Genomic DNA, 26,044 nt, shown 5'->3' on the forward strand with positions numbered 1-26,044 from the left:
GGGCCGGCCGGGCCGTCAGCCTGAATAAAACAAACGAAAAAAACCCGCCGAGGAACAGCCCGGCGGGGTTAATCAATGAATCAAAAGAAGAATCAGCCTTCGCCGGCGACCTTGCTGATCACCTGACGACCGCGGTAGTAACCGCAGGAAGGGCAGGCGACGTGACCTGGGACGCTGGTGCCGCATTCCGGGCAGCTCTTGAGTGTGGGTGCCTTCCAGCGGTTTGCGCCTTGACGCATGCGTTGGCGGCTCTTGGATTGTCTGCGCTTCGGATTGGCCATGAGAGTATCGAGGTGGGGTCTGTTCTAGTTTAACTTGTTCAAAGCTTCCCACACACCCGGACCCGCACTTTGAGGCTCGTCGGGAGCTGGTTCCAACTCCGGTTCAAACCTGCCTTCGGCGGGACACTGACGAGGATGGACATTGCCAGCATCGCAGCGTGGGTAGCTCGGAAGGGTGAGCAGAATATCTTCCCGTACGGTATCCGTCAAGTTGATCGTGTCATCCTTTGCAATCTCGACCTCGGAGGAGTAGTTTTCGAGTTCCACCCGGTAGTCGAAGCGTTCCAGGCAGGCGCCGCATTCCAGGCTGAAAGTGGCCCCCAGGCGGCCAGTGACAATGAGATCTGCGCCGTCACGCTCCACGTGAAGATCATATTTCAGAGGGGAAACAGCTTGGATGCTGTCTTTGGGGTCGAGGTCAAAGAAGGTCGGGAGTTCCTGCCCGGAAATATCTTTGCCGCCTTCCGGCAAGGTGCGCAGATCAATGAATAATGGACGGTGCATGGTCGGGGAAGGGTTAAAAATCAACTAATCTGAAGTTTATTGCGGAGAGCTGAAACCACATTCGGCGGGACGAACTGTTCGATGTGGCCTCCGAGGCGGCAGATTTCCTTGACCAGCCGGCTGCTGATGTAGGTGTATTCTTCGCGGGGCATGAGAAAGAGTGTCTCAAGGTTAGGCTCTAGTTTACGATTCATGAGCGCAAGCTGGAACTCGAATTCAAAGTCAGACACCGCGCGCAGGCCGCGGACCAGGGCGCAGGCCTGGTGTTTGCGGGCGAAATTGACCAGAAGGCCGTCGAAGGGCATGACCTCGATGCCTGGGATTTCAGCAGCCGCATTGCGGATGAGCTCGACCCGTTCTTCGACGCTGAAGAGGCTCTGCTTGGCGTTGTCGCGGGCGACGGCGATGATGAGATTGTCAAAAATGCCTGCCGCACGCTGCAAGACGTCGAGATGGCCGTTGGTGATGGGGTCGAAGCTGCCCGGATAAATTGCTCGTCGCATGAGGTTGTATGGAGCCAGACTGTAGCGGCTGGGGGAGTGCCTGAAAAGAGAAAGCTCAAGCCAGAAGCACCTGCGCCATGGCCATTTCACGTGTGTGAGTCAGGCTGACGAGGCAGGTGGCGTCACCGGCATGCTGCCTGGCGGCGCCGTGGAGAAGGATGGAGGGTTTGCCGTTCTCTGCGCGCAGGACTTCGATGTCGGTCCAGTTCACCCCTTCCGCCCAGATCCCGGTCCCGAGAGCTTTGGCCACGGCTTCCTTCGCGGCAAATCTGGCGGCATAATTCATGGCGGGTTCCGCGCAGGAGTCACAATAAGCTATTTCGCCAGCAGTGAAAGTGCGCTCCTTGAAGCGCTGACCATGGCGCTCCAGCATCTCACGGATGCGGGACACTTCCACGAGGTCTATGCCGATGCCGGTGGCTTTCATGCAGGATCAATGGCGGTAGGTTGCCATGACCGCGAGCATCTCGCGCACTGCTCCGTGCAGGCCGATGAAAACTGCACGGGAAATGAGGTGGTGGCCGATGTTGAGTTCCGCCAGATGGGGCACGGGCCAGAGGGAAGGGAGGTTTTGGGTGGTGAGACCATGCCCGGCATTGATTTGCAGGCCCAAGGCATGCCCCAGCTCTGCGGCGGCACACAGGCGCTCCACCTCGGCGGCTCGCTTTTCTCCGGTGTGGTTGGCAAAGGTGCCTGTGTGGAGTTCGATCATGGCCGCTCCGATTTCGGCACTGGCCCGGACCTGATCGAGGTCGGGATCGATAAACATGCTGACACGGGTGCCATTGTCGCTGAGTGACTTGACCGTCTGACGCAGGGCATCGCGCTGACCGTTCACATCGAGTCCTCCCTCCGTGGTGACTTCTTCACGGTTTTCAGGCACCATGCAGACGAAATCGGGACGCACCTGGAGTGCGATGTTCAAAATTTCCTGCGTGTTGCCCATCTCCAGATTCAGCTTGGTGGCGATGTTTTTGCGCAGCAAAAACACATCTGCATCCTGGATATGGCGGCGATCAGCACGCAGGTGTACGGTGATGGAATCCGCACCTGCTGCCTCTGCTGCCAGGGCGGCTGCCAGGGCTGTGGGTTCGGCCTGAGGAGACTCCGGCATGGTGCGGTAACGTGCCTGACGCAAGGTCACGACATGGTCGATGTTAACACCGAGTAGCAGGTTGGTTTGGGGCATGAGTGCTATTTAGCGCGGTCGATTCCTGCCGCAAGCGTCTGGTCTATGCGGCTTTTGACACAAACTTTACAGAAAAATGTAACTGCATTCCCAAGAAATTGAAGTACTCAATCGGTGTATCATGCTGAGAGGTGTGAACTTTCATCTATAAATAAACCCATGAAATCCCTATTCTATACAATCCTTATCCTTGGTGGCGCCTTTCTGGCCTACGACTATTTCGGGGCACCGCCCGGAAAGAAGCTTGTCTTCAAAAGCCTCAATCCAACGGCAAAGCCCAAGGTGGTGGCGGTGAAGCCTGCCGAGGAGGAAAAGCCGGTTGTGCAAGAAACGAAGCCTGCCCCTGTGAAGCCCGTGGTGGTGGAGGCTCCTAAGCCTGCGGAAAAGGCACCTGAGCCAAAATCCGCTCCGGCGAAGGCGGAACCGAAATTTGAAACCATCGAAGCCCTTACCGGCAACTGGCTGAAAATTCCCGCATCTGCATTCCCGCGGGAGGTAAAGCTTGTCCAGGACGCCATGTTCAAGATGAGCGTGGGGTCGAGCAAGATCGCTGCTGGGGGGAAGGCGTATGCTTTGTCTGCCGACAACGGGGTGATCACTCTCGCTCCTACTGCGGCCTCTCCGGCGCGTGCGCAGCTTCCCATCGATGGCACGGACTTGAAGGCGCAGCTCAACGCATCCTACGAGAAGTGGAAGATTACCCGAGCTGAAGAGCTCAAGGCCATAGCGGCCAGCAAGCAGCAGAGTCAGTCTCAGGCAGCGGATGTGGGCCCTTCCAGCAGTGAGGTGGATGCAGGCGGCAAACCTGTGCGCGATTCTGCGGGAGGTTACCCGCTGCTGATCGCCAGCATGAAGCGCGGGCAAATTACCGAGATCAAACCTGAGAATGTCACCAGCTGGCAGGATCCACAGCCCACGGCGGTTCAGGGCAAGCCTGGTTGGGCGGTGAAGGTTGGTTGCAATGTGAAAACAGTTTTTGGAATGCAACCAACAGAAGCGCAGGCGCTGGTGCTCAATGGCAAGGTCATGGGCTGGTACTACACAGGCTCTGGCGAAGAAGTGCCCTGATGTTTTTTTCAAGAATAACAAGTTTCCGTTTGCCAGGCGGCACTGAGCGTTTACTATCGCGACCCCAAACGGCAAAGGAGCGGTAGTTCAGTTGGTTAGAACGCCAGCCTGTCACGTTGGAGGTCGCGGGTTCGAGCCCCGTCCGCTCCGCCAGTTGGGTTATACAGGCCGCCTTGCATTCATGCAGGCGGCCTTTTTTCTTGGAGGCCATGCGCATGCCAGCTGATGAGAGAATGCATTCATTAGCTTGCGCCTGATTAAAGCAGGGCATGCCCATGCGCTCTGCATGATGCTGAATGAGCAAAGGCTGGAGATAGGCCTACTTTTTCGCCAGGACGCTCTCAAAACAGCGTTGCTCTTCGGGGAGCATGGAGGCCTTGGGATTGATGGCCTTGATCACGCCGAGTGCCTCATTGTGAAATCCTCCGCTGTTGGCAATGGCTGCAAAAACGGCGCGCTGTCCCTCAGTGAGGGGGTTTAGATCGATGTACTGAAGATTTTGCACCGCCTGTTGGATGTCGTGCAGCCTCCAGCGGGCAAGTGCGACCGTGAGCTTGCGCTGATTGTCTGAGGGCTGAATTTTCAGCAAATTAACGGCATTCCGCAGGGCGAGTTCGATGTTTTTGCCCGCCAGCAGGCTGACATATAGATAGGATTCGACAAAATGCGTGTCATCCGGCCAGCGGGTCACCGCTTCCTGTGCCGCTTGTATCAGGGACTCTGTGCTGCGATTGGCCAGGCAGGCTTTGATCAGACCGGTGAAGGCGTCGCGCTCGATGCGGGGAGAGGCGGAGGCACGCTGGGCCGCCTTGATGGCGAGGCGGTATGCATCCTCAGCGATGTCAAAATGGCCACGCTCCTCGCCATACCTGGCGATTTGCAGCAGCGCTGCGTAGCGTCCGTTGAACTGTGCTGCATCTTTGGCCGCGATCAGCTTGGTGCGCAGCTCTTCGGTGGGCTTTTTCAGGATGTAGGCCAGGTGTGCGCGGAACATGGCCATGGTGGTGGGATCGAGCACACCAGCGACCTTGGGGTCATTGACCAGACGTTCGAGGTCATCGTAGCGCTGCAGCACGGTCAGAGCATTGAGGTAATTTTCCAACAAGCCCTGATGGGCTTTGGCTTCCTCCTCCGGCAGCACGGAAAGGAGCTGACGGAATTCTCCCTCTTCCACCAGCCAGCGTATGAAGGGGAGCAGTTGGTCACGCTTTTTATCCTGATACCTCGCCGTGGCTTCCATCACGATTTCCTTTTTGCGACCGGGATTTTGCTGAACTTCACGCTTCAGCGCGCTCACATAGTGCCTGTCATCTGCCTTGGGGTGTTGTTTGAGGCGCTCAATCAAGCGGGTGGTGTCTGCTGGGGTCAAGGACGTCAGGCTGTCCATGTATTCCAGAGTCTGAAGGCCGATGTCATCATCACCTGAGGCAAGCTTCCAGAGGGAGTCCATGCCCAGCCCGACTTCCATCGGATTTCCAGAGGACATCTGCACCTTGGCAAAGCGCAGCAGCGCCTCCTTGTCATCCGGATGTTCCTGGGTGTAGTTGCGCAGTACCTTGAGCAGGGGCTTGTTTTGCTCGCGATCTCCCCAAACTTCTTCGGCCAGCTTGATCAGGGCCTCGCTGGGCTGCTCCACCCGCATCAGCTGTTCGAGAGCCTGGGAGGCGTCCTTGGTCTTCCCGAGGTTCATGAGGCAGCGCACATGGAGCAGCTCGTCTGCCGGGGTTAGGACGTCGAGGTTCTTCAGTTTGTCATAGAAAAACAGCGCCGTGTCGCGCTTCAGCAGGGTGAAGTATTCAAAATTCAGCCTGATGGCCTCCTCACTTTCCGGAGCTTTGGTGTAAGCTTCCTGGGCTTTCATCACCGCATTGACCCCCTGGCCGTTCTCCATCATCTGTCGCGCCTCTTTCACCATGCTGCCCGCGCGCATGTTTTTGATGGAGTTTTTCAAGGGGCGCGCATACGCGATGCCAAGGGCAAGGAGGGAAAGGCAGATGATGACGATCACCAGGGCGGCCACCCACCGCGCCAGCGGTGACTGACGGTCACGGTGAGCCACTGTCGGGGGCACCAGCCATTCCCAGAGGGCAATGAAAGGCCGCCACAAAACGAAGGGCTTTTGTGTGAGGTCCTTGGTTGGATCAATGTTTTGGTTCCAAAGCATGGTGGTTCGCGGCCGAAATACGTAGTGTAGGTGTGCCGGAAGCGCCGTCACGTTGAAATTTATTCCGTGATCTGATTGTCTGTAGCGGCGTTTGTGGCGCTCCTTCCGCCTGAGAGAATTCAGTTGAAAAGACCTGCGTACCCCCTAAAAAAGCGCTCCGCGATTGAACGTCCGGAGGGGGCGAACAACCAGAACCGTCTCCCTGTGGCGTTCATTTCCCCCCAACCAACCGATCCAACGACGTTATGATCCAAGTTAAGAACCTCATCAAGGTGTTTGGCACCAAAGTGGCTGTCGATGATGTCTCCTTCTCAGTGGAGAAAGGCGAAGTCCTGGGCTTTCTCGGGCCGAATGGTGCCGGCAAATCCACGACCATGCGCATGGTCACCGGCTATTTCCGCCCCACCAGCGGAAGCGTGAACCTTTGCGGGATCAACATGCTTGAAGAACCGGAGCTGGCCAAGCAGCGCCTGGGCTACCTGCCTGAAAATGCGCCGCTTTATTCCGACATGACGGTGGCCAGTTTCCTGGGCTTCTGCGCCGAGCTGCGCGGCTTGCATGGCGCGGAGCGCACAAGGGCCATCGACCGCGTGCTGGACCTGTGCTTTCTGGACAAGGTGCGCAATCAGAGCGTGGACACCCTGTCCAAGGGCTACCGCCACCGCACCTGCTTTGCGCAGAGCATCATTCACGACCCTGATGTGCTGATTCTGGACGAGCCGACGGACGGTCTTGACCCCAATCAGAAGCACGAGGTGCGCGGCATGATCAAGCGCATGGGCCAGAACAAGGCCATCATCTTCTCCACCCACATTCTGGAAGAGGTGGAGGCTGCATGCTCCCGCGCCATCATCATCGACCGTGGCAAGGTGGTGGCCGACGGCACCCCAGACAGCCTCAAGAAACTCGTCCCTGGTGCCAACACCCTCGACGAGGTCTTCCGCAGCATCACCAAATCAGAGACCGCCGGCAAAAAGGCGGCCTGAGATCCTTTCTCCTTTTCACCCCCCAATCCAACCAACGCATGAGCAATCGAGACATCCAAAACACTCTGGCCGTCTTCAAGCGGGAGTTTATGGCCTACTTCAACTCTCCCGTGTTTTACGTCATTGTCGTTATCTTCCTGCTGGCGACGAATGGCTTCACGTTCTTTTTCTCACGCCTCCTGGACAGTGACGACGTTTCGCTGGCCACCCGTTTCTTTGTCTGGCACCCGTGGATCTACACGGTGCTGGCGCCGGCCGTGGGCATGCGCCTGTGGTCTGAGGAGCACCGGCTGGGCACCATCGAGCTGCTCATGACCATGCCGGTCTCCCCCTGGCAGGCCATCTGGGGCAAGTTTCTGGCGGCTGCGGTGATCTGGTTGATCGGCCTGGCGCTGACCTTCCCGATCGTCGCGACGGTGGCTTATCTGGGCAATCCTGACAGCGGCCCGATCATCAGCGGCTACGTGGCCAGCTACCTCTACGCGATGGCATGCCTGGCGGTGACCTCCGCCATCAGCGCCTTTACGCGCAGCCAGGTGGTGTGCTTCATCATCAGCGTCGCGTTTTGCCTGCTGATCGCCCTGATCGGAGATCCGGGCCTGACCCAGACGGTGGTGAACGCCGTGCCAAACGGGATGGAGAGCGTGGTGCGGTTCATCAGCTACTTCAGTTTCATGGATCACTTTTTTGAAATGACCAAGGGCATCTTCGTCCTGCGTGACGTGCTCTACTTTGTTTCCGTCATCGTTGTGGCGCTGCTGGTGACCGACCTGGGACTCCGTTCCAAGCGCGCCTGATTGTTCCCTGAGCCTTCATTATCCAACCTTTCCTATCATCATCATGAGCGCTTCAAACAAGAATGCCTCTGCCGGCATCATCACCGTGTTGATCATCGCCATCATTTTCGCCCTGAACTTTCTCGTGGGCTGGGTGAATTTTGGCAACGTCCGTCTCGACCTGACCGAGGACGGTCTCTTCACCCTCTCCCAGGGGACGAAGAACATTCTCAGCCGGATCAACACCGATGAACCGGTGTCGATCAAATATTATGCCACGAATGACGACCGCGTCATGCCAAACGTCCTCAAACCGCATGCGCGGGCCATTGAGGATCTTCTGCTGGAATATGAGAAGCAGAGCAACGGCAGCGTGTCCCTGGAAGTCATCCATCCGAACCCGGACACGGATGACGAGGACAAGGCCAAGGACGATGAAATCCGCGGCATGCAGGTCAATCAGGAAGGCGACCAGATCTATCTGGGGCTGACGGTCCAGTGCCTTGACCGCAAGGAGATCTTGCCGTTTCTGAATCCGGAAGATGCCACGGCGCTGGAATACGACGTTTCCCGCGCCATCGCGAAGGTCATCAAGCCGACCAAGACGGTCATCGGCTACATGAGCGCGATGCCCATCGGCGGCGTGCCCTCCATGCCGTTCCAGCAGCAGCGTGGCCCGGAAGCCTGGGCGCTCATCCAGCAGCTTCGTTCTGACTACGAGGTGCGCGAGATTTCGATGACAGCCGACAAGATCGACAGCGACATCACTGTCCTTCTCGTGGTGCATCCTGCCGACATCGGCAAGACGGCCGAGTATGCCATCGACCAGTATCTTCTAGGCGGCGGCAATGTGATCGCCTTTGTGGATCCGCAGAGCCTGCTCGCCCAGGCGATGAGCAGCCAACCCAATCCGATGACCGGCCAGCCGGGCAACATGATCAACACCTCCTCCGATCTGCCGAGTTTGTTCAAGGCCTGGGGCATCGGCTACAAAAAAGACATGGTGCTGGTGGACATGAACTACCGTGGCAATCTCCAAGGCCGCCTCATGCCGACGGCGTTGCAGCTCCCCGGCCAGGCCATCAACCAAGACGACCGTGTGACCTCCGGTCTGCAGTCCTTCACCCTCATCAACTCCGGTGCCTTGACCGTCGAAAATAAGCCTGGGCTCAATGTGATCACGCTCGTGAACAGTTCCGAGGCTTCGGAGCTCATCGACACGGCTGCGGCTGACAAACTGCGCCGGGAGCCCATGGTCAACTTCAACGCCAGCGGCAAAAAGCAGGTGCTGGGCGTGCGTATTGCCGGCAAATTCAAGACCGCCTTCCCGGATGGCAAGCCTGCGGCTGCCGCACCCTCCAAAGAAACCGGAGGCCCTCAGCAGGATGCCAGCGCACCTGGAGCCTCCGAGGCGAAAGCGCCTGAAAAGAAAGCCGACAACTCGCTCAAAGAGTCCAAGGACAGCGAGCGCAACGTCATCCTCTTTTCCGACGCCGACATGCTCTATGATGCCTTCTGCCTGAAGCAGGGGGAACTCGGAGTGGGCCTCGTGACCAACGGTGGCAACCTGCCCATGGTGCTGAATGCCGTGGAAGTGTTCGCCGGCGGCGGTGACCTCATCCAGGTCCGCAACCGCAAGTCTCCGGTGCGTCCGTTCATCAAGCTGAAGGAAATGCGCGAGACGGTGGAGGAAAAATACCGTCCGCAGCTGGTCAATCTCGAGAAGGAACGCCAGGAGCTGGCGGAAAAGCTGAGCAAGGCGCGTCCGCAGCTCGACCTGAAGAAGGGGGCTCTGATCGTGGACCAGGGGACGATGAACAACATCAAGGAGATGGAAAAAAACACCAAGACCATCGACAAGGAAGTGCGGAACATCCGCAAAGAGGTCAACAAGGAGGTGGAATTCCGCAAGACCTTGATCAAGACCCTTAACGTGCTGGTTGTTCCCGTGCTGGTGGGAATGGTCGGGCTCATTTTTGCCATGCAGCGTCGCACCCGCACGGCGGCGGCCTGATTTCGCAGTTTAAAACCAGTCAACACACTGTCTTTTCCTCAAAGCCATGAAGAAGATCATCATCCTTTTGGTTGTACTCGCCGCCATCATCGGCACCGCCCTGGTTCAATCCAAAAAGCGTACTTCACTGCTAAACCGCTCGCTCGTGAGCGTGAAGGCACGGGAGCTGTTGTTTCCGGAGTTTGACATCAACGGCATCAAAAAAATCGTGATCAAGGAGGGCAAAGGTGAAACCACCCTTGTGGTCCAGAACGATACCTGGGTCGTCCAGGAAAGAGCGGCATACCCCGTGGAGAAAGAGAAGCTGCAGACCGCGCTGCTGAGCCTGAAGTATGAAAAGATCAAAGGCGGCCGCCGCATCGGCAAGGACTCCTGGAGCAAGGTGGGGGTGAACTCTCCCGGAAATGCCAACACCACTGGAGCAGGCACCCTCGTGGAATTGTTCGACGAGAAGGGCGCCCTGATGCACTCTTTGGTGCTCGGCGGGCAGGTGAGCAGCTCCGGCGGCTCCAACAATGAGCAGATGCGGATGTTTGGCGGCCCTGCAGGCAACCGCTTTGTCCGCATTCAGGGAGAAGACACGATTTGGGAGATCAATGATCAGCTGCCAGATCTGGTGGCGAAGCCGGACACCTGGCTGGCCAAGGGCTTCTTTGATGTGCAGAAGCTCAAGTCGGTGGAAGTCACCGCTGCAAAGCCGGCTGATTCATGGAAAGCCTCACGTGCCAATGAGCCTGGAGAGTTCACTCTGGATGGAGCCGGTCCCGGCGAAAGCATCGACACGGCCAAGGTGTCCCTCGGCAGTTTGTTCTCCAGCCCGACTTTCAATGACGTGCTGAGCAAAGACAAGGCTGCGGACATCATGAAAGACGCGGTGAAGGCAAGGCTCGTCACCTTCGATGGATTCACCTACACCATCCTGACTGCCAAGAAAGCAGGGCAGGGGGACGGCGACAAATACTACGTCACCGTCACTGTCAGCGGAGAGTTCCCGAAAGAGCGCGCCGCCGTGAAGGATGAGAAGCCGGAGGACAAAAAGAAAAATGATGAAGCTTTTGCTGCGGAAAAGAAGAGGCTTGAGGAGAAGCTCGCTGATGAGAAGAAGTTCGAAGGCTGGGTCTATGAGGTCACGGAATACACAGTGAGCAGCCTCCTGAAAAAGCGCTCTGAAATCCTTGCGGCAGCTCCACCGGCGAAACAGCAGGCTCCAGCCACAGGAAGCGGCGCAAGTTCTTCAGGACTGCCTGACATCAAGAAAATGATTCCAGGCCTGAACACTCTGCCAGCTGCGCCGGGCAGTGCTCCTGCTCCAGCCACGCCCGAGGCAGCTCCCGCAGCTTCCATCAACGTGAATACGCCTGCAGTGCCTCCGCCTGCTGTTCCAAAACCGGAGATCAAGCCAGCTCCGGCCCCTGCGGCCAGCCCGGCTCCTGCAGAAAAGCCGGCGGCCGCACAAGAAACGGCCAAGCCTGCAGCTCCGCAGGCCAAGCCCTGAGCATTGATTGATAGATGCAAGTTTCAAGACGGAGTGGTGCCTCGCATCACTCCGTTTTTCTTTTGGGGGAAGACATGGAAAATCGGGGCTGAAAACACAGTGCCTGATCAGGCAGATCGCGGCAGCGAACAGCGTGTCTGGATCATCTTCAATGATGGCGGATGCGTTTATGAGCCTTGCTGAAACACGTGCATGGAGCGAATCACCTCCCCCTCTCGGGAGCAAGGCATCGCCTAGGACATGTTTGGTGAACCGAAGATGAAATGACGTTTTCGTTTCGTTGTTAACTAGTGATAACTGACTTGAAACTGCTGCTTGGGCGGGTTTTTGCGGATACGATTTGGACGTTACATTTTCGGGTTGGAAATTGAATCGATCCAAAATCTCTGGGAACAACTATTTCATCGTTGTCGGTGTTTCGGTGAAGGAAACGCTTTAAGCGCTATAATTTTATTGAAACGACTGGCTGGTTACATTTGCACAGGGGCGTTATCGGTCACTTGTTCTTCCCATCTCGCAAGCAGCCAGAGTACATCTGACAGGCGGTTGAGGAATCGTATGAGTTCCTCATTTGGAATGTGATCGGGGGTGCCTTGCAGATCAATGACGCTGCGCTCAGCTCGGCGGCAGGCGACACGGGCAAGGTCGGCATACGCACCACTCATGACTCCGGCTTCTCCAGGCAGGGCCCAGCCTTTGAACTTCAGGGCACCGCCCGCCTCCAACTTGGCCACCCAGTCATCCAGCCAGACGACATTGGAGGTAGAGATGCGTTCCGGGTGGCTGGCGGCATAGCGGTCTTCATTTCCCGGTGGGGTGGCCAGTTCCCCCATGAGCTCGATCAGCCAACGCTGAACTTGCGGGACAATTTGCCGCGTCTCCTCGCGGGCTGCTGCGATGCGCAAGGGGCCCAGTGCGGCATTTAATTCATCCACGGCACCGAGGGCGTGGACACGGGGATGGGATTTTGCGAGGCGGCAGCCAAAGAGCAGATCGGTCTGGCCTTGGTCTCCTTTGCGGGTGGCGATGGACATGGTAAGAGATGACTGGCTTTGAATGAATGGTGAGGGGGGGCTTACTCGTCTGGGAAGCTGCCTTGCGGTGATGGCTGCAGGTGGGGGGAGAGTGCGGGAGGCGGGACCTGGGTTGTTGTCCCTTTCCGACACGAGCGCACCATCCATCCGGCCAGCAGGGTCAGCAAAAGCAAGGCTGCCAAGCGTGTGGAACGTGTGGAAAGCATGAAACGACGCTTTTCAGCCTCCTTTTGACTGCCGCTGGCGTCGTTCCACTTCACGGCTGGCTCGTTCCAGGGTAAGCAACTCCTCTGCGGTGAGGCTGTCTTTGCCGTGGAGGTTCATCTTGTCCAGCAGGGGATTGACCACCTGCTCCATCCAGGCGTCTGCGGAGTCCAATGATCCCGGTGCAGCGAGTGGGGATGTGTCAATTTCGCGCTCGGTCAATGGGCGCACTCGGGTGCGTGCCATAGCCGGCCTGCGCTGCTGCTGGTAGCGGGGAGGCTGCCATTGGCTGGCGTAGGTCAGGGGCCTGCCTCCATAGCCGAGGCTGCGTGCATAAAACCACCCCAGCGAAGCACCGCCGAGATGGGCAAAGTAGGCGATTTTCATGCCCTCGGGCAGGATGTGAAACAGCACACCCGTCAGGCCAAAGACCAGCTGGATGATGAAGAGCCCCTTGGCCAGGGTCCAGAGCCTCAGGTGAACAGGTATGATGAAGTAGATGAAGGCGGTGATCTTTTCATCCGGCAAAACCACCGCAAGGGCCATGAGCAGTCCAAAAACCGAAGCCGAGGCTCCCACCAGAGGTGTGCTCACGTCACCCAGCACAAAGCCGTTCACCGCCATCTCTGTGAGGGCCCCCGCGATGCCGGACAAAAGGTAGATCAGGGTGAAATGGCGGCTGCCAAACAGGTGCTGCACCCCGCGCCCCGCGAACCACAGCATCATCATGTTCAGGGCAAAGTGCATCAAATTGCCATGCACGAACATGTAGGTGAGCAGTGTCCAGACATTGCCGCGTGTCAGTTCATCCACACTGACACCGCCCAGCGGTATGTAGTCTCCCGTCCGCGGGTGCCGGACTCCGCCGGTTTCGAACAGGAACTGCATGACGAACACCGCTACATTGATCCCCAGGATTGCATGAAATGCGGTGAATCCCCGCATCACTCCAGCGACGGAACGTGGCGGTCCTTCACGCATGTAATCACGGTCATACAGGGACATGGTGGGGAATGTGCCCGACTGAACGTCCTGCGCGAGGTTTTTTTCGCGTTGGCGATGACAAGCGACTCCAGTGCGGCTAACCTCCCGCCGCAGTATGAAATCGACCTCAGACTCTCTGCTCGACGCCGTATCCCAAAGCGGGGCGCATGATGCCGCCGACCTGCTGGAGCAAGCTTCCGGAGAGGATGCCGCCCGGGTGCTGCAGCAGCTCAATCCCATGGTGGCGCAGCACGTGCTGAACGAGATGGAGGATGAGTCGCGGACTGCCGCCCTGACTTTTGTCCCGCTGAACAAGACACGGCAATGGGCCCGCAACCTCGAGCACCCGGAGGACAGCGTGGGCCGGCTCATGGAGGAGCCGGTGGCGGTGTTCCGCCCGGAGGCCACCGCGCGCGACACCATTGAGGAAGTGCGCAAGCTCGCCAAGAAAGCCTTTATCACCTACGGGTACATCACCGACGAGCAAGGCCGGCTGCTGGGGCTGCTGGTGATGCGGGACCTCATGCTGGCCGAGCCCGACGCGCGGCTGGCGGACGTGATGATCAAGCAACCCTTCACCCTGGCCCCGGACATGGAGCTCACGGACGCGATGAAGCTTGTCGTGAACAAGCATTACCCCGTGTATCCGGTGTGCAGCAAAGACGGCATTCTGCTGGGGCTGGTGCGCGGGCAGACTTTATTTGAGGCGCGCGCGATCGAGATCAGCGCCCAGGTCGGCTCGATGGTGGGGGTGGAAAAAGAAGAGCGCCTGACCACACCGCTGCTGCGCAGCCTGCGCTTTCGGCATCCCTGGCTGCAGATCAATCTCGTGACCTGTTTCATCGCCGCGACGGTGGTCGGAGTTTTTGAGGGGACGCTGGGCCGGCTGGTGCTGCTGGCGGCGTTTTTGCCGGTGCTTGCAGGGCAGTCCGGCAACACCGGATGCCAGGCTCTGGCGGTGACCCTGCGTGGTATGACCCTGGGAGACCTGAAAGCGGGGGATGAGCGAAAGCTCGTGATCAAGGAGGGCCTGCTGGGTTTGTACAACGGCATGCTTGTCGGCATTTCCGCCGCCATCGGCATGGGGATCTATGCACACATGAACAACAATCCCAATGCTTTCATGCTGGCCTTTGTGGTGTGGGTGGCGATGACCTTTAGCTGCGTGGTCAGCGGCCTGAGCGGCGCCTTGATCCCACTGCTGCTGAGGAAGTTCGGCGCTGATCCGGCCACGGCTTCGAGCATCTTTCTCACCACGGCGACGGATGTGATCAGCATGGGCACCTTTCTCGGGCTCGCGACGCTGCTGGTGCCATGATCGTGTGGGAACGGGATGAGTGGCGGGCGCGCATGCATGAGCATGCCGGACGAGTCATGGCGCATGCGGACGCTTTTGTGGAGCGCCGCAGCCGTGATGCGAAACATCCGGTGCATGACTTTCTGTTCACTTATTACAGCTTTGCGCCAGCGAAGCTCAAACAGTGGGTGCCGCCCTATGGGGTGGCCATTGAAGTCACAGCGGAGGATCTCGCCGAGTGCCCCTGGCTGCAGGGGGAGCGTTTTTTGTGTGTGAAGAACCGACTGAGCCTGGACACCCGGCGTTTCACTCAGCGGGAGCGCGAATTTGCCGCGTGGGTGGCCATGCTTTGCGCGCGCATGCTTGGCAGGGCAGGGAGGTTTGCGTGCTACGGGCTGCATGAATGGGCCATGGTTTACCGCCAGTCGGCGCAGCAGGTGAGGCATCAGGGATATGAGCTGCGTCTGCCGCCGCATGAGCTGGCGGCTTTCGTGGAGTCACTGCCTGTGTGCTGCTCCCACTACGATGCCTTTCGTTTTTTCACGCCTGAAGCGCGGCCTTTGAATGTGCTGCAGCCGACGCTGGAGTCGCGCCCGGATTTCGAGCAACCAGCCTGCCTGCACGCCAACATGGATTTGTACAAATGGTCGTCAAAGCTCTGGCCGTGGACCGGCTCTGATTTGATCGGGGCTTGTTTTGAGCTGGCGCTTCAGGGGCGGGACCTCGATATGCGGGCCAGCCCCTATGACCTGAAGTCGCTCGGGTATGAGCCGGTGAGAATCGAAACGGCAGAAGGCCGCGTGCGGTATGAGCGTGAACAGCGTGAACTGGCGGCCAAGGCGGCGGAGCTCCGCAGAAGGCTGCTCGAACAGACTTCGGCGCTTTCACAGGCGGTCATTGCTCATCCGCCGTCCCACCTCCTCGCAAAGTCCGATGAAGGTGCGCTCGGGCAGGTTCAAGGGGCGGTTCTTGAGAGTTGAGACAATCCAGCGGCGCTTGATCTTCGCCTTGGGGAGTGGCAGCGCGATGAGCTGTCCTGCTTCGATCGCGCTGCGGGCGATCCAGCGTGCTGCAATCGCCACGCCGATGCCGAGCTTGGCCAGTTCCACCGTGGCCTCGGAGCTGCCCAGCTCGATGAAGGAGTGGAGACGCACGCCGTTTTTGAGGAAGTATTCCTGAATCATGGAGAAGTTCAGGCTGTTGCGGCTTGCGACGATGAAGGTTTCGTTCGCGGCATCCTTCAGTTTGGGCCGCGTCTGCACCCAGCGGTGCAGCGGCGAAACCAGGAACTCCAGTTCATCATCAAAGATGGGGTGGCAGTTCATGCGCGAGACATCGAGAGGGCGGAGGCTCACCGCCAGGTCAATCTCATTGCCCACCAGGCGTTCAATGGTGTCGGGTGTTTCTCCGCAGATGACTTTGATTTCATAGAGCGGAAAGGATTCTTTGAATTCGCGCAGGACGGTGGGCAGGATGAACTGCGCCGCGGCGGTGGTGCAGCCAATCTTCAGTTTCCCGCGCGGTGTCTGGTCCAGCGTGCCAAGAACTGAACGCGCATGACTCATGGACTGCAGAATCGCCTCCGCATGCGGCAGCAGCTCGCGTCCTGCGTGTGTGAGGTGCACGCGTTTGCCCTGGCGGTGGAAGAGCATGCTGCCCAGATCTGTCTCCAGGGACTTGATGGCATGGCTCACGGCGCTCTGCGTCAGGTGCAGCTCGCGGCCTGTCTGGGTGAAGCTGCCGCTGCGTGCCAGGCGAACAAAGGCGCGGAGCTGTCGGGTGTCGATGGCTTGGTCCATGAATGGAATTCATACATCGATTGAAAAACTTTGCGCGTAGTTTATGCAGGAAATATCGCGGACTGGTCCCTCTGCTGCTGTTGTGTGGGGCATGCCAAAGCTCGCCAAGATCGAAAAGCCTGCCGTCTCCGCCTCCTACAAGCCGGTCCGCATCGGGTTCATCCCGCTGGTGGATTGTGCACCTCTTCTGGTGGCGAGGCACCTGGATCTCTTCGGCAAGCACGGCGCCCGGGTGGAGCTGAGCTGCGAGGTCGGCTGGGCCACCGTCCGTGAAAAGCTGCTCTACGGCCAGCTCGATGCTGCGCATGCCATCGCCGGTCTGGCGCTCGCCATGCGCCTCGGCCTCAGTTCGCCGCCCTGCCGCGTGGTGGCTCCCTTTGTCTTCAATCTTCATGGCAATGCCATCACCCTCAGCCGCGATCTCTGGAACCGCGGCGTGCGGGATGCCGCCAGCCTGAAAAAACTCATCCGCAGCTCCTTCAGCCGCCGCTTCACCTTTGCCATGGTGTCGCGCTATGCCTCCCACTGCTTCCTGCTGCGCCAGTGGCTGCAGTCCGGCGGCATTGATGTGGAGAAGGACGTGCGCATCGTCGCCCTCCCTCCCACGCAGATGACCTCCAGCCTCGCCGAGGGCCTCATCGACGGCTACTGTGTCGGCGAGCCCTGGAGCTCCTATGCTGTGGAGCAGGGCATCGGCTGGATCGCGGCAACCAGCGCTCAACTCGCGCCGGAGCATCCGGAGAAGGTGCTGCTCTCCACCGAGCAGTTTGTCTCCACACACACTGCGGAGGTGCAGGCTGTCATCAGCGCCCTCCAGGAGGCCTGCGAATTCTGCGACCAGCGCGAGAACCGTGCCGAGGTGGTCCGCATCCTGGCCGGCAGCGGCTACTTCTCCGTCAGCGAAAAAATCCTCAAGCGCTCCCTCGTCGGCCCGCTGGACCTCGGCACCGAGAAGTCCGTGGAGGTGACCGATTTTCACATCTTCCACCGCCGGGATGCCAACACGCCGGTGAGCAGCCGGGGTCGCTGGCTTCTCGACCAGTTCATCGCCCATGGCCTCATCACCAGCGCCCAGTACACCGCAGGGGGCACCGCACTGCGCGAGGCCTGGAATGCGGATCTCTCTTTCCCTCAAGCCAAAGCCGCCGCCAGCAACAAAAACATCAAACGCATCCAGCAACTCCAAGCATGAATCCATCCTCTCCGCTCACCCGTCGTTCCCTCCTCCGCTCCGGCACCACCGCAGGTCTCGGTGCTCTCTTCTCCGGCCTGCCTCAGGGCTGGGTGGGCTCCGCCTACGCCTCCGACGCCCCTGAAACCGCCGACCTGAAGTTTGGCATGATCGCCCTCACCGACTGCTCCAGCATCGTGGTGGCGCATGAAAAGGGGCTCTTCAAAAAATATGGCATCAACTCCACCGTCAGCAAAGGTGCCAGTTGGGCCGCCATCCGCGACTCGCTCACCAATGGCGACATCCAGGCCACGCACATGCTCCTCGGCATGCCCATCGCCAGCACGATGGGCCTGGGCGGCGCGCCCAAGAAGCCCATGATCGTGCCGTGGATCGTCAACCGCAACGGCCAGGCCATCACGCTTTCCAACACCTTCAAGGGCAAGGTGGCCGATGACCCCAAGGCGCTGAAGCCTTTCGTCGATGAAGCCAAGGCCAAGGGAAATCCCCTTACTTTTGCGATGACCTTCCCGCCTGGAACGCACGCCATGTGGCTGCGCTATTATCTCGCCGCCGGCGGCATCAATCCCGGAGACGCCGCCGGTGCCGGCGCGGACATCTCCCTGATCACCGTGCCGCCTCCCCAGATGGTGGCCAATATGAAAGTCGGCAAGATGGACGGCTTCTGCGTGGGCGAGCCCTGGAATGCCAAGACCATCGCCGACGAGATCGGCTACACTTCCATCGCCACCCAGGGTATCTGGAAAGATCATCCTGAAAAAGTCTGCGCTTTCACCGAGGAGTTTGCCGCCAAAAATCCCAAGACCGTCAAGGCCGTGCTCAAGGCGCTGCATGAGGCCAGCGTCTGGCTCGACAAGATGGAAAACCGCGAGGAGCAGGCAAAAATCGTCAGCGCCGCCACCTACATCAACTGCCCGCCCGAGGCCATCCTTGGCCGCCTGCAGGGCAAGTATAACATGGGAGACGGCCGCAAGTACAAGGACCCGAACTACATGATCTTCAGCGACCGCAACTGCAACTACCCCCAGGCCAAGTATGCCAAGTGGTGGCTCACGCAGCTTCGTCGCTGGGGCTTCACCGCCGGCGCTCCCGACTACGAAGGCGTGGCCAAGCAGGTCATGCGCTCGGACATCTACGAAGAGGCCATGAAGGAGATCGGCTACGCCCATGGCGGCGTCGATGACAAGGCTGAAACCCTCTTCGATGGCGTCACCTTTGACCCGAAGGCCGACCTCGAAGCCTACGCTGCCTCCTTTGCGGTCAAAACACCCAAAGCCTGAAACCCTCAACCGCACAGCCGCACAATGCACCTGATCCAACGCTTCAAGCTCGAGTCCATCCTTTTGCCGGTGGTGGCAATATTAGTTTGTGGGCTTTTATGGTATATGATTGCCGGAAAATCCATCACGACTGAAAAAGTGGATGAATTTGGTGACAAGATCAAAGTCACCAAACGCGAAGGTCTCTCGGCAGACCTGCCCACGCCCGGGGAGACCTGGACGGCCAGCAGGCTCTACATCACCGAGCCTTTCGCCAAGCGTGGGGAGCTGGATCAGGGCATTCTGCGGTTCACCTGGATGTCGCTCGTGCTGGTGGCGGAGGGCTATTTCATCGCCCTCGTCGTCGGCACGCCGATTGGGTTCTTCCTCGGACTCTCGAAGAAGTTCACCCAGGCGTTTGATCCGCTCATTCAGGTGCTGCGGCCAGTGTCCCCGCTGGCCTGGCTGCCGCTGGGCATGATCCTCTTCAGCGGAGTCAAATTCGTGAATGCCGACGGCCGCACCACCTTTGGCGCCTCGGACGCCGCCGCGCTTTTCACCATCGCCATCTGCGCCATGTGGCCCACCGTCATGAACACCGCCGTGGGCGTGCGTGCCGTGCCTCAGGACTACCTGAATGTGGCCAAGGTGCTGAAGCTCTCCAAATCCCGCACGCTGTGGAAGGTGCTCGTGCCCGCCACGCTGCCCTACATGTTCACCGGCTTCCGCCTCAGCCTCGGCATCGCCTGGCTCGTCATCGTCGCCGTGGAAATGCTCACCGGCCGCCCCGGCGTCGGTGGATTCCTCTGGCAGCAGTACAATGCCAACAGCTACGCCCACATCATCCTCTGCATCCTCACCATCGGCGTCGTCGGCTACGTGCTGGACCGGCTGATGAGCGTGGTGGAGTCCCGCTTCAAGACTGCCTAACCCCAAACCCAGATCCAGATATGCCGCTTATCGAAATCAAAGGTGCTTCCAAAGGCTTTGGCCAGCCGGGTGCGCGCTCGGAGGTGCTTAAGGAAATCAATCTCGCTGCCGAGGAAGGAGAGTTCGTTGTCATTGTCGGTTACTCCGGTTCTGGCAAATCCACTTTGATCAACCTCATCTCCGGACTTGTGACACCGGACACTGGCGAGGCTCTCATCGAGGGGCGTCGCATCACGGAACCCGGTCCGGATCGCGGTCTTGTCTTCCAAAACTACTCGCTCCTGCCCTGGCTCACGGTGGAGGAAAACATCGCCCTCGCCGTGGATGAAGTCTTCAAGGACTGGACTCCGCAGCAGCGCAAAGTGCATGTGCAAAAGTTCATCACCATGGTGAAGCTCGGACACGCCTCCCACAAGCTGCCCAAGGAGCTGTCTGGCGGCATGCGTCAGCGCGTTTCTGTGGCGCGCACAATCGCCATGAACCCGAAGGTGCTCCTGCTGGATGAGCCGCTCAGCGCGCTCGACGCCCTGACCCGAGCGCAGATTCAGGACGAGATCAGCGAGATCTGGCGCGAGAACCTCACCACCGTGCTGTGGATCACCAATGATCCCGATGAGGCGCTGCTTCTTGCCGATCGCGTCATCCCGCTGCTGCCCACCTCACCCGCCACGCTCGGAGAGCCCATCCTCGTGGACATCGAGCGGCCGCGGGACCGCCGCACGCTTAACCATGATCCGAGATTCAAAAAACTCCGCGCCCAGCTCATCAATACGCTGCTGGACGCCAAAGGCCGCAGCAAGGTCAAATCATCGGTGCATGTCTCCCTCCCAGACATCCTGCCGGAGGATCTCACCACTGTGAACAGCCTGCAGTTCCTCAACCGCTCCGGGCCCAGACGCCGCGGAGACCACCAGCGCGAAGAAGTGGAGGTGGCCGCATGAAGACCGCAGCTCCACCCATGCTCGAACTGGATCGTCTGTGGAAGACCTACGACAGCCCCAAGGGGCCGCTGACGATCGTCAAAAACTTCAACCTCAAGCTCAAGGAGGGGGAGTTTGCCACGCTCATCGGCCACAGCGGCTGCGGCAAAAGCACCGTGCTCATGATGGTGGCCGGGCTGAGTGAGCTCAGCCAGGGAAACATGATCCTGGCCGGACGCGAGGCTGCCGGCCCCGGCCCGGACCGAGGGATTGTCTTCCAGTCTCCCTGCTTGCTGCCCTGGATGACGGCCTTTGAGAATGTCATGCTCGGGGTGAACCAGGTGTACTTCACCGCCAGCAAATCCGAGCGCCGACAGATGGCCGAGTACTATCTCACCATCGTCGGCCTTGGGGAGGCCATGCACAAATACCCCGGGGAGCTCTCGCAGGGCATGCGCCAGCGTGTCGGCATCGCCCGTGCCTTTGCCCTGCAGCCCAAGATGCTGCTGCTGGACGAGCCCTTTGGCATGCTCGACTCACTCACCCGCTACGAGTTGCAGGAGGTGCTGCTCGACCTCTGGCGGCGCAACCGCATCACCACCCTCATGGTCACCCATGACGTGGACGAGGCCATCTTCCTCTCCGACCGCGTCATCATGATGACAGACGGCCCCGAGGCCGAGGTGGGGGACATCCTGCAGATCCCCTTTGAGCGCCCGCGCAACCGGCGGGAGATCATGGAGGATCCCCGCTACTATGAGCTGCGGGAGCACCTCATCACCTACCTCAACGACCGCTCCCACATCCGCCCCAGCCGTGACCCGCAGTTTGTCCCCTCTCCGGACATGGCTGCGGAGCTCGCCACCCACGGCACCCCTTTCCCTGCCGCCGCCTAGCCGAAAAACACCGCCCCCATGCCCTGCCATGCAGAAAGCATGAAGAAATACCATAAAGTAATATAATAGAACATAAACGTACGCACGCTCACCACCTGACTCCCATGAAACGGATCGCCCCACTTCTGCTGGCCACCGCCTCCATCGCGCTCGCCCAGGCTCCTGCCTCCAAGACCACTGCGCCGGCCCCTGTGCCCGGCTTCACCCTTGCGCCTCCACCTCCGACGTATGCCCCCATGAAGATGGGGAACTTCACCTTCGATGTGCAGGAGAAAATGCGCTACGAAATCCGTGACAACAACTTCGACTTCAACAGCGCCGTCAACAGCGTGCAGGACGCTGCCTGGCTGCTCCAGCGCTTCCGCCTCGGCATTGGCTATGACATCAATCCCTGGATCAAGCTCTACGTGCAGGGCCAGGATGTCCGCGAAATCGGCGGAGACCGTGGGCACACCATCGGCGTGAACGGTGCTGAAGGAGATGACATCTTCGACATCCTCAAGGCCTACATCCAGATTGGAAACGCGAAAAAGGGATTCAGCTCCACGCTGGGCCGCCAGTTCCTCTCTTTTGGAGATCAGCGCCTCATCGGACCGCTGGAGTGGGCGAATCAGGCGCGCACCTTTGACGCCTTCAAGGTCCGCTACACCGCCACCAAGTGGTCTGTGGACGCCTTCACCGCCAGTCCGGTGAACTTTGCCAATAATAAGTGGAACAAGTCAGACCTCATCGACCAGGCGGACCACCGCAACGCCTTCTTGAGCGGGGTTTACTTCAGCACGCTGTTTGTGCCCTTCAACACGACCACGGACTTCTACGCCCTGCACTACCGGGATGACGGCCAGGCCACCTTTGGCGCCCCAATCGGCTCCACCAGCTTTGTCACACTTGGCACCCTCTGGAAGGGGGACCCCAAGAAGCTGAAGGGCTTTGACTATGAAACAGAGATGGACTTCCAGACCGGCAAGGTGGGCGGACGCTCCTTGACCGCATATGCTGGCCACTGGGCGGTCGGCTACAACTGGCTGAAATCCGCCTGGAAGCCACGCTTTGGCCTGCAGTTCAACTATGCCAGCGGAGATGGCGACCCCAATGACAAGCAGGTGGGCACCTTCCAGAATCTCTTTCCCACCAACCACCTCTTCTACGGCTACATGGACACCACCGGCTGGATGAACATGTACAACCCCCAGGTGAACTTCAGCTTCATGCCCACCGCAAAGATGAAGGTCATGCTGGACTACCACCTCTACTGGAATGCCAACAACGCCGACTCCTGGTACCGTGCCAACGGCGCTACCAAGGTGCGCCCCGTCAATTCCGCTGCCATGAATGCCAGCAGCTTCCGAGGCCAGGAGCTGGACCTCACCATCAGCTACAAGCTCAATCCGCATGTAAACATCCTCACCGGCTACAGCTACTTCGTCGCAGGAGACTATCTCAAGCAGACCGGTGCCGGCAGCAACGCCCAGTTTGGCTACGTGCAGATGCAGATTGATTTCTGATCCCACCACGCCTCCCAGCCATCCTCCGCACGGGTTTCAGCGGCGGATGGCTGGATTTATGCATGAACAAAATCGATGGATTATATAAAAAACATTCAAATTGTTATTTAACTGTCGTGTCGATTTTGGCACGCCTGCGGCTCATGAGAAAGACACCGCCAAACAACGCCCCCTCATGAAACTTTCCGCTCTCAAGACCTCCGGCCACTGGCCCACGCTGCTCACCTCTTTCCTCTACTTTGATGTCAGCTTCATGGTGTGGACCATCCTCGGCGCGCTCGGCGCGCAGATCGGCACCACGCTGGGCCTCACCCCGCAGCAGAAGGGGCTCATGGTGGCCGTGCCCTACCTCTCGGGTGCCTTCATCCGCATCCTGCTCGGCATGCTGGTGGATCGCATCGGTGCCAAAAACACTGGCATCATCGCCCAGCTGATTGTCATCGCGGGCATGACCATCGCCTGGCTCACGGGCCTGCATCAGTTCTCCCACACGCTCATGCTCGGCGTGGTGCTCGGCGTGGCTGGTGCCAGCTTTGCCGTGGCGCTGCCACAGGCGGGCCGCTGGTACCCGCCGCACATGCAGGGCCTGGTGCTCGGCCTGGCTGGTGCAGGAAATGTGGGCGTGGTGATTGATGCTATCCTGGCTCCGCGCCTCGCCGTCATCTACGGCTGGAATGCAGTCTTTGGTCTCGCGCTGATCCCGCTGGTGCTCGTGCTGGCCTGCTACATCCTCTTTTCCAAAGAAGCCCAGGTGCAGGTGAAAAAGAAACGCCTCGTGGACTACGCCCATCTGCTCAAGGAAAAAGACGCACACTGGTTCTGCTTCTTCTACACCATCAGCTTCGGTGGTTTCTCGGGCCTCGCGGCGTCCCTTATCATCTATTTCACCTCCGAGTTTCACCTCGCCCCGGTCGAGGCCGGCACCTGGGCCGCCATGTGCACGCTCGTCGGTGCGCTGGGCAGGCCGGTCGGTGGTGCGCTGGCAGACCGCCTCGGCGGCATCCGCGCGCTGCATGTGTTCTTCCTGGCTGCGGCGCTGGCGCTGGTGCTCGCGGCCTTTGCAGGCACGCTGCCGCTCTGCGCGCTCGGCTTCTTCCTGGCATCCTGCGCCTTCGGCATGGCCAATGGCTCCGTCTTCCAGCTGCTGCCGCAGCGCTTTGCCAAGGACATCGGTGTCATGACCGGCCTCGTCGGCTGCGGTGGTGGTCTCGGCGGCTTCATGCTCGCCAGCTCTCTCGGATATTCCAAGGGGATCACCGGCAGCTACCTCGCCGGCCTGCTCGCCTTTGCCACGCTGTGCGTCTTGGCCCTCATCGGACTGAATCTGGTGAAGATCCGCTGGCGCACCACCTGGGGTGCTCTCTCCGAGGCCCGCATCTGATCATCCTTCTTCTTCATCTCACGCCGCTGCCATGAAAATTCTCACCACCAGCCACGGGATCGCTCGTGAGGAGGGCTCCGCCTCCTCCGACGCCTTCGCCGTGCGTGCGTGGGATGAGACCGTCATTGCCGTCCTCAGCGACGGTGCAGGCAGCGGTGCTCCTGCACGCGAGGCCGCGCAGCGTGCTGTCAGCTCGCTCATTGAAAACTACAGCGCCCGCCCGCGCTCCTGGTCTCCTCGGCAGGCGCTCACCACCTTTGCCCGCATCCTCAATCACTCCCTCTACCAGGAGTCCCAGGTGCGCTATGAGCGCACCGAGATGGTGGCCACGCTGGCCGCCGTGGTCATCGAGGGGGACACGCTCCACGGCATCAATCTCGGAGACTCCGGCGTCTATCTTTGGCGCAATGGCGGCCTCCACACGCTCTCCACCGCCCATGTGGAGCTGGAGCGTCCAAACGTGCTCACGCGCGCTCTCGGCATGCAGGCGGAGGTTGAGCCCGAATTCTTCTCCCTCAGCCTGCAGGATGGAGATGTGGCCATGCTCTGCTCTGACGGAGTCTCCAATCACGTCTCCGAGGAGGATCTCTCCACTGCGCTCTCCCGCCACAGCTCCGCCCGCAGCATCGTCCTCTCCGCACGCCAGCAGTCCAGCGAGGAGACGCTCGATGACATGAGCGCCCTCGTGCTCGACATCCAGCAGACCGGCCGCCTGCGCGCGATGAATGCGCGCTCCCTCACCATCCCCGCCACGCTGAGCAAAGGAGATGTCATCGACGGCTACGAGCTCATCCGCTCCTTCCACGGCACCAGCCGTGTCTGGCTCGCAGAGAAAGACGGCCACCGTGTCGTCATGAAGTTCGCACCCGTGGAGGCCATCGACAGCGCCCCGCACCTGGAGGCCTTTTCGCATGAGGTGTGGAATGCCACTCGCGCACAGTCCTCCCACTTTGTGCGCGCCTATGAGCCGCCAGCTCTCACCACGCGCTGCTACCTCATGGAGTTCATGGATGCGCCCAGCCTCGCCGCGGTGCTGCGGGAGCGCACTCTCTCCGTGGACTCCGCCATCGCTCTGGGAAAATTCCTTGCCGAGGCTGTGCAGGTGCTGCTGCGCCTGGAACTCGCCCACGGCGACATCAAGCCCGAGAATATCCTCTGCATCGGTGACTACACGCGCCTCACCTTCAAGCTTGTCGACCTCGGCAGCGCCGCCGCCATCTTCTCCGTCTCCTCCCGCGCAGGCACCGCCAGCTATCTCGCGCCCGAGCGCTTTCATGAGGCGCCCATCAGCGAGCGCACGGAGATCTTCGCCATCGGCGCCACGCTGTACCAGGCGCTCACCGGAAAGCTGCCTTACGGCCAGATCGAGCGCTTTCAGACGCCCGCCTTCCACGCCGCGCGCCGCCTTTCCAGGATCAATCCCAACATCCCCACCTGGTTGGAGGCCGTCATCCATCGCGCCATCGCCATCCAGCCGCAGCGCCGCTACCAGCACTACTCCGAGCTGCTGCATGATGTCTGCCACCCTGACCGCGTGCAGCCTTTTCATGAAGCCGACACGCCCCTCATCGAGCGCAACCCGCTCGCCTTCTACAAGATCGGATTCTTCATCCTGCTGCTCACCGCGCTCTGCCTCGCCTTCAGGCTTCTCACGCTGAAGTGA

24 protein-coding genes and 1 tRNA gene are annotated in these 26,044 nt (G+C 59.7%); 16 read left to right on the forward strand and 9 right to left on the reverse strand.

Annotated elements, in window-relative coordinates; all coding sequences use genetic code 11:
* Positions 1-92: 92 nt before the first annotated feature.
* The 5 genes from rpmF to ACFQDI_RS11855 are packed head-to-tail and all read right to left on the reverse strand — an operon-like array spanning position 93 to position 2,477.
* Complete coding sequence (rpmF, locus tag ACFQDI_RS11835; protein ID WP_377166749.1) at positions 93-281, reverse strand: 50S ribosomal protein L32; 189 nt, start codon at positions 279-281, stop codon at positions 93-95.
* 24 nt (positions 282-305) lie between these two features.
* On the reverse strand, positions 306-785 hold the full coding sequence (locus ACFQDI_RS11840) for a YceD family protein (RefSeq protein ID WP_377166751.1): 480 nt from the start codon (positions 783-785) through the stop codon (positions 306-308).
* Positions 786-805: 20 nt separating this feature from the next.
* A complete protein-coding gene (coaD, locus tag ACFQDI_RS11845) occupies positions 806-1,288 on the reverse strand; it encodes a pantetheine-phosphate adenylyltransferase (RefSeq protein ID WP_377166753.1) in 483 nt (160 codons plus the stop codon).
* Between the two features lie 55 nt (positions 1,289-1,343).
* The gene (gene acpS, locus ACFQDI_RS11850) at positions 1,344-1,715 is read right to left on the reverse strand and encodes a holo-ACP synthase (protein WP_377166755.1); all 372 of its coding nucleotides are present in this window, start codon (positions 1,713-1,715) and stop codon (positions 1,344-1,346) included.
* A gap of 6 nt (positions 1,716-1,721) precedes the next feature.
* Positions 1,722-2,477, reverse strand: a complete 756-nt coding sequence (locus tag ACFQDI_RS11855; protein ID WP_377166757.1) for a pyridoxine 5'-phosphate synthase — start codon at positions 2,475-2,477, stop codon at positions 1,722-1,724.
* A gap of 159 nt (positions 2,478-2,636) precedes the next feature.
* On the opposite strand from ACFQDI_RS11855, the gene ACFQDI_RS11860 reads away from it, so the two are divergent.
* The gene (locus ACFQDI_RS11860; RefSeq protein ID WP_377166759.1) at positions 2,637-3,545 is read left to right on the forward strand and encodes a hypothetical protein; all 909 of its coding nucleotides are present in this window, start codon (positions 2,637-2,639) and stop codon (positions 3,543-3,545) included.
* A 76-nt stretch (positions 3,546-3,621) separates the two neighbouring features.
* Positions 3,622-3,698, forward strand: a tRNA-Asp gene (locus ACFQDI_RS11865).
* Positions 3,699-3,864: 166 nt separating this feature from the next.
* Here ACFQDI_RS11865 and ACFQDI_RS11870 read toward each other — a convergent pair.
* A complete protein-coding gene (locus ACFQDI_RS11870; protein ID WP_377166761.1) occupies positions 3,865-5,709 on the reverse strand; it encodes a hypothetical protein in 1,845 nt (614 codons plus the stop codon).
* A gap of 245 nt (positions 5,710-5,954) precedes the next feature.
* Here ACFQDI_RS11870 and ACFQDI_RS11875 point away from each other — a divergent pair, with 245 nt between their 5' ends.
* The 4 genes from ACFQDI_RS11875 to ACFQDI_RS11890 are packed head-to-tail and all read left to right on the forward strand — an operon-like array spanning position 5,955 to position 10,980.
* The gene (locus ACFQDI_RS11875) at positions 5,955-6,695 is read left to right on the forward strand and encodes an ABC transporter ATP-binding protein (RefSeq protein ID WP_377166763.1); all 741 of its coding nucleotides are present in this window, start codon (positions 5,955-5,957) and stop codon (positions 6,693-6,695) included.
* A 38-nt stretch (positions 6,696-6,733) separates the two neighbouring features.
* Complete coding sequence (locus ACFQDI_RS11880) at positions 6,734-7,492, forward strand: ABC transporter permease (protein ID WP_377166765.1); 759 nt, start codon at positions 6,734-6,736, stop codon at positions 7,490-7,492.
* Positions 7,493-7,535: 43 nt separating this feature from the next.
* Positions 7,536-9,485 carry a Gldg family protein gene (locus tag ACFQDI_RS11885; protein WP_377166767.1) on the forward strand — a complete coding sequence of 650 codons (1,950 nt, stop codon included), beginning with the start codon at positions 7,536-7,538 and terminating at the stop codon, positions 9,483-9,485.
* Positions 9,486-9,531: 46 nt separating this feature from the next.
* Positions 9,532-10,980, forward strand: coding sequence for a DUF4340 domain-containing protein (locus tag ACFQDI_RS11890; protein ID WP_377166769.1), 1,449 nt, complete (start codon positions 9,532-9,534; stop codon positions 10,978-10,980).
* Between the two features lie 470 nt (positions 10,981-11,450).
* On the opposite strand, the gene ACFQDI_RS11895 is transcribed toward ACFQDI_RS11890, so the two are convergent.
* Both ACFQDI_RS11895 and ACFQDI_RS11900 read right to left on the reverse strand, forming a co-directional pair.
* Positions 11,451-12,014 (reverse strand): cob(I)yrinic acid a,c-diamide adenosyltransferase, encoded by a 564-nt coding sequence (locus ACFQDI_RS11895; protein ID WP_377166771.1) that lies wholly within the window; start codon positions 12,012-12,014, stop codon positions 11,451-11,453.
* A gap of 219 nt (positions 12,015-12,233) precedes the next feature.
* Positions 12,234-13,223: a rhomboid family intramembrane serine protease gene (locus tag ACFQDI_RS11900; RefSeq protein WP_377166773.1), complete on the reverse strand. Its 990-nt coding sequence runs from the start codon at positions 13,221-13,223 to the stop codon at positions 12,234-12,236.
* Between the two features lie 94 nt (positions 13,224-13,317).
* On the opposite strand from ACFQDI_RS11900, the gene ACFQDI_RS11905 reads away from it, so the two are divergent.
* Complete coding sequence (locus ACFQDI_RS11905) at positions 13,318-14,520, forward strand: magnesium transporter (protein WP_377166775.1); 1,203 nt, start codon at positions 13,318-13,320, stop codon at positions 14,518-14,520.
* Complete coding sequence (locus tag ACFQDI_RS11910; RefSeq protein ID WP_377166777.1) at positions 14,517-15,479, forward strand: hypothetical protein; 963 nt, start codon at positions 14,517-14,519, stop codon at positions 15,477-15,479. The genes ACFQDI_RS11905 and ACFQDI_RS11910 overlap by 4 nt, the downstream gene beginning before the upstream one ends.
* Here the strand turns inward: ACFQDI_RS11910 and ACFQDI_RS11915 are convergent.
* Complete coding sequence (locus ACFQDI_RS11915; protein ID WP_377166779.1) at positions 15,384-16,298, reverse strand: LysR family transcriptional regulator; 915 nt, start codon at positions 16,296-16,298, stop codon at positions 15,384-15,386. The two genes, ACFQDI_RS11910 and ACFQDI_RS11915, sit on opposite strands and share 96 nt — an antisense overlap.
* 91 nt (positions 16,299-16,389) lie before the next feature.
* On the opposite strand from ACFQDI_RS11915, the gene ACFQDI_RS11920 reads away from it, so the two are divergent.
* The 8 genes from ACFQDI_RS11920 (at position 16,390) to ACFQDI_RS11955 (ending at position 26,044) form a co-directional block, all read left to right on the forward strand.
* A complete protein-coding gene (locus ACFQDI_RS11920) occupies positions 16,390-17,490 on the forward strand; it encodes a CmpA/NrtA family ABC transporter substrate-binding protein (RefSeq protein ID WP_377166781.1) in 1,101 nt (366 codons plus the stop codon).
* Positions 17,487-18,770, forward strand: a complete 1,284-nt coding sequence (locus tag ACFQDI_RS11925; protein ID WP_377166783.1) for a CmpA/NrtA family ABC transporter substrate-binding protein — start codon at positions 17,487-17,489, stop codon at positions 18,768-18,770. The genes ACFQDI_RS11920 and ACFQDI_RS11925 overlap by 4 nt, the downstream gene beginning before the upstream one ends.
* A gap of 105 nt (positions 18,771-18,875) precedes the next feature.
* A complete protein-coding gene (ntrB, locus tag ACFQDI_RS11930) occupies positions 18,876-19,679 on the forward strand; it encodes a nitrate ABC transporter permease (RefSeq protein WP_377166785.1) in 804 nt (267 codons plus the stop codon).
* Between the two features lie 20 nt (positions 19,680-19,699).
* The gene (locus ACFQDI_RS11935; RefSeq protein ID WP_377166787.1) at positions 19,700-20,620 is read left to right on the forward strand and encodes an ABC transporter ATP-binding protein; all 921 of its coding nucleotides are present in this window, start codon (positions 19,700-19,702) and stop codon (positions 20,618-20,620) included.
* Positions 20,617-21,495, forward strand: a complete 879-nt coding sequence (locus ACFQDI_RS11940) for an ABC transporter ATP-binding protein (RefSeq protein WP_377166789.1) — start codon at positions 20,617-20,619, stop codon at positions 21,493-21,495. The genes ACFQDI_RS11935 and ACFQDI_RS11940 overlap by 4 nt, the downstream gene beginning before the upstream one ends.
* A 104-nt stretch (positions 21,496-21,599) precedes the next feature.
* A complete protein-coding gene (locus tag ACFQDI_RS11945; protein WP_377166791.1) occupies positions 21,600-23,000 on the forward strand; it encodes an alginate export family protein in 1,401 nt (466 codons plus the stop codon).
* A gap of 175 nt (positions 23,001-23,175) precedes the next feature.
* Positions 23,176-24,381, forward strand: coding sequence for an MFS transporter (locus ACFQDI_RS11950; RefSeq protein ID WP_377166793.1), 1,206 nt, complete (start codon positions 23,176-23,178; stop codon positions 24,379-24,381).
* A gap of 31 nt (positions 24,382-24,412) precedes the next feature.
* Entirely contained in the window at positions 24,413-26,044 is a 1,632-nt protein-coding gene (locus ACFQDI_RS11955) for a bifunctional protein-serine/threonine kinase/phosphatase (RefSeq protein WP_377166795.1), read from the forward strand.

Origin of the sequence: Prosthecobacter fluviatilis, from assembly GCF_042655725.1 — a bacterium.
GTDB classification, from domain to species: Bacteria; Verrucomicrobiota; Verrucomicrobiia; order Verrucomicrobiales; family Verrucomicrobiaceae; genus Prosthecobacter; species Prosthecobacter fluviatilis.

Excerpts from the sequence above, each read along its gene's own strand:
- ACFQDI_RS11925 (WP_377166783.1), top strand. The coding sequence starts at position 17,487 with ATGAATCCATCCTCTCCGCTCACCCGTCGTTCCCTCCTCCGCTCCGGC.
- ACFQDI_RS11890 (WP_377166769.1), top strand. The coding sequence starts at position 9,532 with ATGAAGAAGATCATCATCCTTTTGGTTGTACTCGCCGCCATCATCGGC.
- ACFQDI_RS11915 (WP_377166779.1), bottom strand. The coding sequence starts at position 16,298 with ATGGACCAAGCCATCGACACCCGACAGCTCCGCGCCTTTGTTCGCCTG.
- ACFQDI_RS11840 (WP_377166751.1), bottom strand. The coding sequence starts at position 785 with ATGCACCGTCCATTATTCATTGATCTGCGCACCTTGCCGGAAGGCGGC.
- rpmF (WP_377166749.1), bottom strand. The coding sequence starts at position 281 with ATGGCCAATCCGAAGCGCAGACAATCCAAGAGCCGCCAACGCATGCGT.
- ACFQDI_RS11945 (WP_377166791.1), top strand. The coding sequence starts at position 21,600 with ATGAAACGGATCGCCCCACTTCTGCTGGCCACCGCCTCCATCGCGCTC.
- ACFQDI_RS11905 (WP_377166775.1), top strand. The coding sequence starts at position 13,318 with ATGAAATCGACCTCAGACTCTCTGCTCGACGCCGTATCCCAAAGCGGG.
- ACFQDI_RS11870 (WP_377166761.1), bottom strand. The coding sequence starts at position 5,709 with ATGCTTTGGAACCAAAACATTGATCCAACCAAGGACCTCACACAAAAG.
- ACFQDI_RS11885 (WP_377166767.1), top strand. The coding sequence starts at position 7,536 with ATGAGCGCTTCAAACAAGAATGCCTCTGCCGGCATCATCACCGTGTTG.
- ACFQDI_RS11950 (WP_377166793.1), top strand. The coding sequence starts at position 23,176 with ATGAAACTTTCCGCTCTCAAGACCTCCGGCCACTGGCCCACGCTGCTC.
- ACFQDI_RS11955 (WP_377166795.1), top strand. The coding sequence starts at position 24,413 with ATGAAAATTCTCACCACCAGCCACGGGATCGCTCGTGAGGAGGGCTCC.
- ntrB (WP_377166785.1), top strand. The coding sequence starts at position 18,876 with ATGATTGCCGGAAAATCCATCACGACTGAAAAAGTGGATGAATTTGGT.
- ACFQDI_RS11935 (WP_377166787.1), top strand. The coding sequence starts at position 19,700 with ATGCCGCTTATCGAAATCAAAGGTGCTTCCAAAGGCTTTGGCCAGCCG.
- ACFQDI_RS11920 (WP_377166781.1), top strand. The coding sequence starts at position 16,390 with ATGCCAAAGCTCGCCAAGATCGAAAAGCCTGCCGTCTCCGCCTCCTAC.
- ACFQDI_RS11940 (WP_377166789.1), top strand. The coding sequence starts at position 20,617 with ATGAAGACCGCAGCTCCACCCATGCTCGAACTGGATCGTCTGTGGAAG.
- ACFQDI_RS11855 (WP_377166757.1), bottom strand. The coding sequence starts at position 2,477 with ATGCCCCAAACCAACCTGCTACTCGGTGTTAACATCGACCATGTCGTG.
- ACFQDI_RS11860 (WP_377166759.1), top strand. The coding sequence starts at position 2,637 with ATGAAATCCCTATTCTATACAATCCTTATCCTTGGTGGCGCCTTTCTG.
- ACFQDI_RS11900 (WP_377166773.1), bottom strand. The coding sequence starts at position 13,223 with ATGTCCCTGTATGACCGTGATTACATGCGTGAAGGACCGCCACGTTCC.
- ACFQDI_RS11895 (WP_377166771.1), bottom strand. The coding sequence starts at position 12,014 with ATGTCCATCGCCACCCGCAAAGGAGACCAAGGCCAGACCGATCTGCTC.
- ACFQDI_RS11875 (WP_377166763.1), top strand. The coding sequence starts at position 5,955 with ATGATCCAAGTTAAGAACCTCATCAAGGTGTTTGGCACCAAAGTGGCT.
- acpS (WP_377166755.1), bottom strand. The coding sequence starts at position 1,715 with ATGAAAGCCACCGGCATCGGCATAGACCTCGTGGAAGTGTCCCGCATC.
- ACFQDI_RS11880 (WP_377166765.1), top strand. The coding sequence starts at position 6,734 with ATGAGCAATCGAGACATCCAAAACACTCTGGCCGTCTTCAAGCGGGAG.
- coaD (WP_377166753.1), bottom strand. The coding sequence starts at position 1,288 with ATGCGACGAGCAATTTATCCGGGCAGCTTCGACCCCATCACCAACGGC.
- ACFQDI_RS11910 (WP_377166777.1), top strand. The coding sequence starts at position 14,517 with ATGATCGTGTGGGAACGGGATGAGTGGCGGGCGCGCATGCATGAGCAT.